Origin of the sequence: Beggiatoa alba B18LD, assembly GCF_000245015.1 — a bacterium.
GTDB classification, from domain to species: Bacteria; Pseudomonadota; Gammaproteobacteria; order Beggiatoales; family Beggiatoaceae; genus Beggiatoa; species Beggiatoa alba.
On record NZ_JH600070.1, the window covers coordinates 642,802 to 653,415 of the forward strand.

At 41.7% G+C, this 10,614-nt stretch carries 6 protein-coding genes; 1 reads left to right on the top strand and 5 read right to left on the bottom strand.

Annotated elements, in window-relative coordinates; translation table 11 throughout:
- Positions 1 to 29: 29 nt before the first annotated feature.
- From BEGALDRAFT_RS02625 to gspG, 4 genes are all read right to left on the bottom strand, one after another.
- On the bottom strand, positions 30 to 1,685 hold the full coding sequence (locus BEGALDRAFT_RS02625) for a hypothetical protein (protein ID WP_002683398.1): 1,656 nt from the start codon (positions 1,683 to 1,685) through the stop codon (positions 30 to 32).
- A complete protein-coding gene (locus BEGALDRAFT_RS02630) occupies positions 1,685 to 2,899 on the bottom strand; it encodes a type II secretion system F family protein (RefSeq protein ID WP_002683399.1) in 1,215 nt (404 codons plus the stop codon). The genes BEGALDRAFT_RS02625 and BEGALDRAFT_RS02630 overlap by 1 nt, the downstream gene beginning before the upstream one ends.
- Before the next feature lie 213 nt (positions 2,900 to 3,112).
- On the bottom strand, positions 3,113 to 5,350 hold the full coding sequence (locus tag BEGALDRAFT_RS02635; protein ID WP_002683401.1) for a transglycosylase domain-containing protein: 2,238 nt from the start codon (positions 5,348 to 5,350) through the stop codon (positions 3,113 to 3,115).
- Positions 5,351 to 5,522: 172 nt separating this feature from the next.
- Positions 5,523 to 5,942 (bottom strand): type II secretion system major pseudopilin GspG, encoded by a 420-nt coding sequence (gene gspG / locus BEGALDRAFT_RS02640; RefSeq protein ID WP_002683403.1) that lies wholly within the window; start codon positions 5,940 to 5,942, stop codon positions 5,523 to 5,525.
- Between the two features lie 335 nt (positions 5,943 to 6,277).
- Here gspG and BEGALDRAFT_RS02645 point away from each other — a divergent pair, with 335 nt between their 5' ends.
- Positions 6,278 to 6,490, top strand: coding sequence for a YgaP family membrane protein (locus BEGALDRAFT_RS02645; protein WP_002683405.1), 213 nt, complete (start codon positions 6,278 to 6,280; stop codon positions 6,488 to 6,490).
- Positions 6,491 to 7,102: 612 nt separating this feature from the next.
- On the opposite strand, the gene mfd is transcribed toward BEGALDRAFT_RS02645, so the two are convergent.
- Positions 7,103 to 10,558 carry a transcription-repair coupling factor gene (gene mfd, locus BEGALDRAFT_RS02650; RefSeq protein WP_002683406.1) on the bottom strand — a complete coding sequence of 1,152 codons (3,456 nt, stop codon included), beginning with the start codon at positions 10,556 to 10,558 and terminating at the stop codon, positions 7,103 to 7,105.
- Positions 10,559 to 10,614 lie beyond the last annotated feature (56 nt).

A 10,614-nucleotide genomic window follows, 5' to 3' on the forward strand; every position in this document is an offset into this window, starting at 1 on the left:
ATAACTAGCAAGTTAAATAGGTGAACAACTTATTTATTTATATCGTTTTTATTTTCATCAACGACTGGAGAATAGTCAGGATGTTTTAAATCGATTTGAATGGTAAACGTCGTATCGCGTCCTAAGGTATCAGCATTCGGTTTATTGAGCAGATTAACTTCCCATTCAATAGCTTTGCGTTTATCAGTGAAGCTATTAATTAATTCATTGAGTTTTAATAAATTAATCGCTAGTTCGCGCTGATTGTTAATTCGAATTCTGCCATATAAACGCACGCCTTCAATTAATGGCTCTGCGACTGATGGCGTTGTTTTCATCTTTGATAAGGCGCGACTATCCTGCGTAGCTGTGGGGCTGATTTCATAATCAGTGAGGGCAGGCACAAAAAAATCATCATGACGTGTACTCACACGCCATTCTAATTTTGCTAATTTAAACTCAGGGTATCTACTCCAAATTTGGCTAATATGCGTTAACAGCGGACGTAAAGAGGGAACATGTTGACCATGAAGATAGTGTCCTATTTGTATCACATTTTGAATTTGTAAAATATCTAAAGGCAATTGTGCCTTGCTCGCGTGCAACTGCCGTATTTCTTGCTGAAATTTTACCAATTGCCCTGTGGTTTGCGATATTTCCGCCTGAATGTCTAATGATTGCTGTAAATAATACAAACTAATGCCTATCGCCCCCGCAAAAATCAGGGCTGTTGCTTGATAAATCCGCCGAGCAAGCGAGCGATAGAAAAAATCGCGGGTTTCCTGTTGTTGTGCGTAATGATTGCGTAATGGTTGGGAATGCAATTGATAAAGCACTAAATGATGTAAATACAGTGGTTCTGTTGTATTCACACTTAAGCCTGTGCGTTCTGCAAAATCATGAATATCCGTTACATATACGTCTAATTCGGAAAGGTCTTCGCGGTTAAGTAACTGCTCAACTAAATCGACTAAAGCTGTTGGGCAGAGTAATAAAACTAATAAAGGGGTGTCGAAGGGTAATAATTTAACACTTTGTAAATATTGATGTGTTCTTAACATCTGATTGACTAAAGTTTGCGCCTGTTCTTCAGGTGTCACAGCATGTAATGGAATTAACCGACTAAATTTAAATGTATTATTTGAGAAAAAACTTTGTCGCAATCCTGCTGCGATATTTGAGCTAATCCGCGAGGTATAACCAGAGATAAGAATATGATTTGCTCTCGGTAAATATTTAAGTAAGCATTGACTGAGTAGCGGTAGGGAATAAATGCCCGCTAAGGGGATTTTATGCGTATTGATTAAATCTAACCAAGGCTGTAATAAAGTTTCATTATTTAATGCAGTAAATAAAGCAAAATCATCACGACGACCAGTCGATTCACGTCCTTGTATCATCGTATAGGTATAAAGGGCTTTTTCAAAAAAACGTTCGCGTCGTCGTTGTAATAATAATTTTTTATCGCGTCCCATCACATGCGGGATAGTATCTGATTTATATTCTTCTTGTGTGCTATCAACAAAAAAATGAATCGGCGTTTTTGGGTCAGTAATCAGATAGTCAATAAAAGCATGTTCTATGCTTGCTTGAATCGTAGCATCACTGAGATTAAACCGCCCAAGCTCTGATAAGGATTGAGGCTTTAGTTGATAAGCAATCAATTCATAATCAGAAAGATAGAGAATACGTTTTATAGTCATCATTATCTAAATTTAAACTGGGTAATCATGTCATAAATAGGGCCTAACACGGATAACATAACCCAACCCAGCAAAGCCCCAAGAATAATCGTCATAATGGGTTCGATTAAGGTTTGAATTTTTTCGATAGACTCATTAATTTCACGATTATAAAAATAACTGATATTTTCCAATGCAGTATCCAACTCACCCGTACTTTCACCGACTTTAACCATTCGTAAAACTAACGGCGGAAATAGATGCACTCGCTCAAAACTCTCGCTAATACTAACTCCTTCGGCAATGTGGTCATATACTTGTTGAATTGCGGATTCAATCACAACATTCCCTGCTAAACCTTTGGTGATTTGTAACCCATCTAACACCGTAATGCCTGCGCTGTAGAGTAATGCAAAAAAGTTAGCAAAGCGTGCCAAAATGATTTTTTCTATAATTGGGCCAATCAACCAAACCGTTAATTTAAAACGGTCTAGCTTAAAACGTGCGGCACGATAACGATGAACTAAAAAACGGACAAGAATGATTAAAGCAATGGGTAAGCATAAAACCAGATACCAAAAGTTAATTAAAAAATCAGAAACTAGAATTAATAATCGAGTATGCCAAGGTAATTGATAACCCATCGCCATATTTTTTATAAATTCAATAAGTTGTGGCACAAGATAGGTCATCAGGAAGAAAAAAACCCCAATCACAATCGTTGCGACAAAGGTAGGATACATTAATAATTTTTTGGTTTTCGCAATCAGTTCATCATTCCATTTTAATGTTTGGGTTAAATGTTTAAATACATCCGATAATTTTCCGCTTTCTTCCCCTGCAATAATTAAGCTGATAAAAATAGTATCAAAAACATTGGGAAAGGCTCTCATTGCCCCTGATAACGTTTGCCCCCCTTGAATACTTTCTACTAATCCACTCAATACTTCCCGCATATAAGATTGTGGCAAACTATCTCGTAAATCGACGAGACCTTCTAATAATGGCACGCCTGCACGGTTTAAATGTTCCATATAAAAACAGAAGGTGATTAAATCTTGACGGTTGACTTTATGTCGGGAATAACGACTGTGCGATTGTTTTAAGCGATAGTGAATCAGGTCTAATCCCATCTGTGCTAAACGATGTTCTAAATCATTAATATTGTTAGCTTCAATTAATCCATTTGTAATCCGCCCTTGTTCATCCATTGCACGATAAATATATTTCTGTGTCATATTTTTTACCTATGGCAACACTGAGTTTGATAAAAATATCGTTATCACGTTGATATTGCCCGTATTTTATATTAACCTGAGTTCGGCGAGTTTCTTTTAAAAAGACAACAGCTTGTCTGAATCAGAATTCACAGGATTTTCAGAATTAGCAGGATTAAAAAGCGTCATTCACCTGACTTTTTGGTTTAAGGGTTTTAAATCCTGCTAATCCTGTTATTTGACATAAAACATCACCGCAGGGGTTTCTAATGGCTGCTCGCTTGTTTCTGTCCATAATCTTGCTTGGGCAATGTGTGTACCGCGTTGAACTTGCCAGAGAAAGCGGGGATTTGTGGCGGGGGTTGTGCCAATAATTTGACCATTCACTAGCCAATCGATTTGTGTGCCTGCATTTGGTAGTGGGTTTGCCAGTGCGAAAGCAAAGGCTTCTTTATCATCAGGAATTCTTGGGTCTAATGCCAGTTGCAACCCGTCATTGGGTTGTTGTAAACGAATACTTTCTACCATCGCCATATTGAGCAATTGCGGTAGTGCTTGATTTGGTTCTGTCCCTGCAACAAACCATTCTGTACGGCTGGGGCAATTGCCACTTGCTTGTAAACCTGATTCGCGGCAGATGTCCATTTTTACTAAGCGAGGACTGAGGGGGAGCGGTTGGGTTTCGGTGTAACGGTTTAATTCAGCAAAAACGGCTCGCAAGGCAAGGGCTGGGCCTGTAGAGCCTGAAACTTCGCTCATGGGTTCTTCTGTGAGGTTGCCAAACCATACCCCGACAGTGTAACGGTAATTAAAGCCGACTGCCCACGCATCGCGGTAATCTGTTGATGTTCCTGTTTTTACCGCTGTTTGTACAGGAAAACGGAGAAGCGCGCCCCGTCCAAATTCTAAACGGCGAGCATCTGAGTCTGAAAGAATATTGCCAATAATTTGGCTCACTTCGGGGGTAAAAATCGCCCTTTGTATCCCTGTATCTTGGTTACGAAGTACATGTAAGGGGCGAAAAACGCCATTATTAGCTAAGGTGGTATAGGCTTGCACGAGTTCGTAGAGCGTAACTGCGCCGTTGCCAAGTGCTAACCCATCACCATAAAAGTCGGCGGTTGCTGTTAGGCTTTGCATACCCAGTTCTTGCAGTTGTCTCAGAAATTGGGTTGCGCCAACAAACTGAATGGTTCGGATGGCAGGAATATTTAGGGAGTTTCCAAGCGCGTCGCGGAGGCGGAGTTGTCCGTAGTGGCTACGGCTGTAGTTGCGATAATTATGCAAGCCTGTCCCGACAGATTCGGCAAGCGGGGAGTCGTCGATTAAGGTGGCGGCTGTCCAGCCTTTGGCAAGTGCCATAGCGTAGAGAAGGGGTTTCAACGTTGAACCAGGTTGACGTGGAGTCGTGACAGTATCAATAAAGCTAACAGGAATATTGGGAGAGGATATGCCACTATTGACCCATGCAACAACGCTCGCATCCTGATTATCAATGATTAAAACTGCGCCATTGCTGACTTTTTGTTTTTGTAGGTCGCTTAAGCGTTGGTCTAAAATCGCTTGGACGGCTGTTTGCACTTTCGCATCGATAGTGGTGTAGAGATGTCCACGTGTTTGTAATTTGTCGACGGCTTGGCTGGTGTAAACATATTGGACGAAATGCGCAGCTTGAACGGGTAGCGGTGGTTCGCGTAGTTCTAAGGGAGTATTTAAGGCAGTTTGATATTCTGTTTCATTGATAACACCTTGTTCTAATAGTCGTTGTGCTAATACTTTAAGCGGGCGTTCAATTTCTGTTGTTCCACGCCGTAAATCTAGGCGACTGGGAGAGCGAACAAGAACGGATAACGCCATCATTTCTTTTAAGTTAAGAGTATCTAAATCACGGTCAAAATAGTGGCGAGCCGCTTGGACAACGCCACGACGTTGGCTCGCATAGGGAATTTGATTTAAATAGAATTCTAAAATATCGGCTTTGCTGTATTGTTCTTCTAAATGAGCGGCTTCAAAGCTTTCTACCCAGCGAGACCAGAAGGTGCGGGGGCGGGGGTGTAACATGCGTACAACTTGCTCAGTCATGGTACTTGCCCCACGAACAATGCGGAATGATTTTATATTTTGTGCAATAGCGTGCCAGCGGGCTGACCAATCTACGCCATGATGTTCGTAAAAGCGTTTATCTTCTGAAAGGATAAAAATTTGTTGTAAGGTTTTTGGGATTTTATGTAAAGGGACTATATTGTGTAAATTCCAATCATTTTGATAAGTGATAATTAATGGAATGCCGTTTTTATCCAGTAATTGCACTTTACGTACATCGGTATTCGCTAAAGAGAGCGTAGGGGGAAAGGGTTGTATCTCTTGTCTGGTCTGCCATGTTATCCCTATCGCTAGCAGTATCAAGAGAATGAACAGAATTCGAACAGTACGTTTTGCAAAAAAAGCAGAGAGGTATTGACGGAGCATCATAGCTAACAGTTCAGTATCAACAGCAGGAGAATGTGCAGTATAGGCATCTCACCAAAAGGATGGCATATAGACAGTTGCCTAGTAGATAGGATAATCACAGATAAGCAGAAAAACAGAAGGGGAAAACGTCATTACACAATACGTTTAGGGTAATGACGTTGAGACAATCCACTTATGAAGCAGATTTCCAGTTTGTAATATCCTCGTTAGGGCAACCTTGACCGCCTTCTACCCCATCCCCGCCAAGCGAATATAAGTCGTAATCCCCGCCTTTCGTACCAGGCGTTTTATACTGATACTGATGTTCCCATGGGTCGGTAGGGACTGCTTGTTGTTTTAAATAAGGCCCACTCCAACGGTTGCTACTCACGGTATTTGTTAGTAAACCATCTAAACCACGCGGATATTTACCTGTATCTAAACGATGTTGGTCTAACGCAACTTCAATATTTTTTAACTGCGCTTTAGCTTGATTACATTTTGCTTGTTCAAAACCGCCGAAAATTTTTGGTCCGACCAATCCAGCCAGTAACCCAATGATTGCCATCACAATCAGGATTTCAATCAAGGTAAAACCTTGTTGTTTTATCATTTGTTTTTCCACAATCACACTCCAAAATTAAGATTTACTAAAACAACGATACTGCTAATGGCTCTTATTGTAGTGGAATAAGCGTATCACGCCAAAAACATTATTTTTTCAATATAAAACTAATTAGTTGATACAGTTAAAAAAACAGCCACTTAGTTTATCGATTGACTTTATTAAATTAATTTAACTATCAAGCAGATAATTCGTCATCAAAATAGGTTTCTTTTTCTGTTTAAATACCGCATTGAATTTTGACTAATTGAATATTATAAAATGCTAATATTAAGGTCTGGTTTTACCCTCATGTAAATCACCACAATTTAGGAGTTATGACAATGCAAGCAAATATTGGGTCGGTTGATAAAATCATTAGAATTATTGCAGGGATTGCGATATTAGTCGCAGGCTTCTTTTTTCAAAGCTGGTTCGGTTTAATCGGTATTATTCCTATTGCAACGGCATTTATTGGCATTTGCCCTGCTTACATCCCGCTGGGGCTTTCTACTTGCAAAGTGAATCCTGATGCATCTTCTCAGAAAACTGAGTAATTTTGCGATTTTAAATTTTTCTCTGTATTCCTCCTTTTCAGTCTAACCTCTCTCAATAAGGTGTATAATTATTTGTTTATACACCTTATTACCGTATCACTTTCTATACCGTTTGTTTTTTTCTACAAGTGCCCTATCTCGCAGATGGTTTGATGATTTATTTTATGTAGCGTTATATACAAAAATATATAACGAGTCGTACAATGTGCGATAGAATACAGACATTTTTCATTAAATTTAAAATGAAATCAATTAAATAACAAAAAGGCACAGCTTTTGCTTAGTTATTACTTTGGGTAACCTGAGTTCGGCGAGTTTTATAAAATAAAACAGAGACCTGCTAGGTTTTTAAAACCTAGCAGGTCTGTCGGAACGTGCGAAAAGAGTTGAAGGACTGGCAGAGATTATTCTCTTGTTTTTCATCGTGATTCACCAGACAAGATTAAAACATTGTCTGAATCAGGATTTTCAGGATTAACAGAATTAAAAAGCATGATTCACCTTAATTTTTTGGTTTAAGGATTTTAAATTCTGCTAATCCTGAAAATCCTGTGAATTCTGATTCAGACAAACGCTTGTCTTTTTAAAAGAATCTCGCCGAACTCAGGTTAATCATCCCGTCGCTAATTGTCCTAATAATTTATCTAACAATGTCCAACGGCTGAGAAAATCAGGGCTAGACCACAGTAGGCGGAGTTTGTCTTGTCCATCAATTCGATATTGTTTGGCATTTTTCTGTACCAGTTTAATCACTTGCATGGGGTCTATCGGTGGATTTTCAATAAATTGTAAATAGCCACCTTCTGTACCAACATCAATTTTACGAATGCCTAACGGCGTGGCTTTCAGTTTTAATTCCGTGATTTGTATCAAAGCCTTTGCGGGGTCGGGCAGTAAGCCGAAGCGGTCTATCATTTCAACTTGAATTTCGTCTAAGGCTTCCACACTGGGCGCGTTGGCAATGCGTTTGTACATAATTAAGCGGGTGTGAATATCGGGCAGGTAGTCGCTCGGAATCAGGGCGGGTGCGTGTAAATTGATTTCCATCCCTGTATGTAAGGGGCGTTCTAATTCAGGTTGTTTGCCTGCTTTCAAGGCTTCAACGGCACGTTCTAATAATTCGGTATAAAGGCTGTAGCCGATTTCTTGAATGTGTCCGCTTTGTTCGTCGCCTAACAGTTCGCCTGCGCCCCGAATTTCTAAGTCATGTGTGGCGAGGGTAAAGCCCATGCCTAATTCTTCTAACGCGCTGATTGCATCTAAGCGTTTAACCGCGTCGGGTGTCATGGCTTTTTTAGGCGGTGCAATCAGATACGCATAAGCGCGATGATGCGAGCGTCCTACCCGTCCACGCAGTTGATAGAGTTGCGCCAGTCCTAACTTATCTGCACGGTTAATAATAATCGTGTTCGCCGTGGGTACGTCGATACCTGTTTCAATAATCGTTGTACAAACAAGGACATTAAAACGACGGTGATAAAAATCTTGCATGACCCGTTCTAGTTCACGCTCGCGCATTTTGCCATGGGCAACTTGAATATGGGCTTCGGGGACAAGTTCGGCAATATCACTCGCCATTTTTTCAATCGTATCAATATCATTATGTAAAAAATACACTTGTCCCCCGCGTCGGAGTTCGCGCTGTATGGCTTCAATCAGCGTTGGAGCGTGCCATTCTTTCACAAAGGTTTTAATCGTTAAGCGACGAGATGGCGGGGTAGCGATAATGGAAAGGTCGCGTAAATTGGACAATGCCATGTTTAACGAGCGCGGAATCGGGGTAGCTGTCAAGGTGAGAACATCAACCTCAGCGCGTAAGGCTTTGAATTTTTCTTTTTGTCGCACGCCGAAACGGTGTTCTTCATCGATAATCACTAAGCCTAAGCGTTTGAATTGAATATTATCCTGTAGCAACTTATGCGTACCAATGACGATGTCGACTTGCCCTTCTGCGACCGCTTGCAAGGTTTCGTCTTGTTGTTTTTTGCTCCGAAAGCGGGAAAGTTGTTCGACACGTACTGCCCAATCGGCAAAACGGTCTTGAAAATTTTGATAATGTTGTTGGGCAAGTAAAGTGGTGGGGACTAACACCGCGACTTGTTGCCCATCTTGCACGGCAATAAAAGCCGCTCGCATGGCGACTTCCGTTTTACCAAATCCCACATCGCCACACACCAGCCTATCCATGGCTTTGGGTGCGTACATATCGGCTAAAACCGCGTCGATAGCTTCTTGTTGGTCTGGCGTTTCTTCAAAAGGGAAACCATCAGCAAAGGCTTGATAAGCAGCTAAATCTTCCTTACAAGCATGTCCTGTGCGAGTAGCGCGTTGGGCGTAAATATCCAGTAATTCGGCGGCGACATCACGGACTTGTTGCGCCGCTTTACGGCGGGCTTTTTCCCATTGCCCAGAGCCTAAACGGTGCAGGGGCGCGTGTTCAGGGTCTGTGCCTGTAAAACGGCTGATTAAATGCAATTGTGCAACAGGCACATACAGCTTTTCTTGTTTGTCATATTCTAAATGCAGAAATTCGGCAGGCATTCCGCCGATGTCTAAGGTTTCTAAGCCTTGATAACGTCCTACGCCATATTGCTCATGCACGACGGGCGCACCTAGCGTTAACTCGGTTAAATTGCGAACAATCGCATCCGTATCACGTTGTGCGCTGGATTTTTTCCGTAACCGACGCTGTGCAACCCGTTCGCCGAATAATTGCGTTTCGCTAATCACTGCAATGGCGGGTGCTTCTTCAGTTAAAACTAGCCCTTGCGTTAAAGGCGCGATGGTTAAATTCAGCGGGTGCGAACTGTTTAAAAAGGCTTGCCAATTATCGACAAAATGAGGTTTTACCGCATAACGGCGACAGAGTTCTAACATCGATTCGCGTCGCCCTGTGGTTTCAGCCGTCATTAAAACTTTACCCGTAAAACTTTGTAGAAAGCTTTTTAACGCGCTTAACGGGTCAAGTGCACGGGCATCAATCGGTAAACTGGGCGGGGCTTGCGTCGCAAACTGCACGCCTTTGCTTTGCTCATTCGCATTAATATGAATATGCGGATAGGCTTTAATTTGCGCAAAGGCTTCATTCAGTTGCAAAAATAAATGGGTAGGGGCGAGTTGTGGGCGTTCAACATCGTGACGCAATTGTTCATAACGTCCTTGTGCATCAGCCCAAAATTGCTGAATGGTGTCGAGAATCCCGTCCAAAGTCACAATAATGCTTTGTGCGGGTAAATAATCAAATAACGTATGAACGGATTCAAAAAACAACGGTAAATAATATTCAATCCCTGCGGGAGCTATATGACTACTGATGTCTTTATACACAGGGCAACGGGTCGGGTCGCCACCGAATTGGGTACGCCACTGAGTACGAAAACGGGTAATTGCTTCATCATCAAGCGGAAATTCTCGCGCAGGTAATAACCGGACTTCGCTTAATTGGTGTTGTGTCCGTTGGGTTTCAGGGTCAAACGTGCGAATGGTTTCGATATCATCGCCAAAAAATTCAACGCGATAAGGCTCATCACTACCCATGGGGAAGAAATCGCACAAACCACCGCGTACCGTAAACTCCCCATGCTCTACCACTTGCGAGACATAATGATAGCCACTTTGTTCTAACTGAATGCGGAGTTTTTCCTGATTAAGCTGTTGCCCTTGTTTTAATAAAAAACTGTTAGCGCGGACATACGTTTTAGGCGGTAAACGGTGTAACAAGGTGGTAATGGGTAAAACCAGTACGCCTTGCTCAATATCAGGTAATTGATAAAGGGTTAATAAACGTTCTGAAACAATATCTTGATGGGGCGAAAATAAGTCATACGGCAAAGTTTCCCAATCGGGAAAGCTCAACAAACGCAAATGTTCGGGCGCGTAAAATTGAATTTCTTCAACCAGCCGTTGCATCGTGAGCGTGTCAGGTGTGATGACAATAAACGGGCGTGGCTGAGTCGTTGCAATTTGGCTAATCGCTAAACCAAGACTACTACCATGTAAACCACTCCAATCTTGGCGTTGATTTGTTTTAACAGTAAGCGTGGGATGCAAAGGGGATAAACGAGACATGATAGCTGGTTATAAACGCGATGAATGAAGCGTTTATTATAACGGGAAATGTCTGC

Excerpts from the sequence above, each read along its gene's own strand:
- BEGALDRAFT_RS02625 (WP_002683398.1), bottom strand. The coding sequence starts at position 1,685 with ATGATGACTATAAAACGTATTCTCTATCTTTCTGATTATGAATTGATT.
- BEGALDRAFT_RS02630 (WP_002683399.1), bottom strand. The coding sequence starts at position 2,899 with ATGACACAGAAATATATTTATCGTGCAATGGATGAACAAGGGCGGATT.
- BEGALDRAFT_RS02635 (WP_002683401.1), bottom strand. The coding sequence starts at position 5,350 with ATGATGCTCCGTCAATACCTCTCTGCTTTTTTTGCAAAACGTACTGTT.
- gspG (WP_002683403.1), bottom strand. The coding sequence starts at position 5,942 with ATGATAAAACAACAAGGTTTTACCTTGATTGAAATCCTGATTGTGATG.
- BEGALDRAFT_RS02645 (WP_002683405.1), top strand. The coding sequence starts at position 6,278 with ATGCAAGCAAATATTGGGTCGGTTGATAAAATCATTAGAATTATTGCA.
- mfd (WP_002683406.1), bottom strand. The coding sequence starts at position 10,558 with ATGTCTCGTTTATCCCCTTTGCATCCCACGCTTACTGTTAAAACAAAT.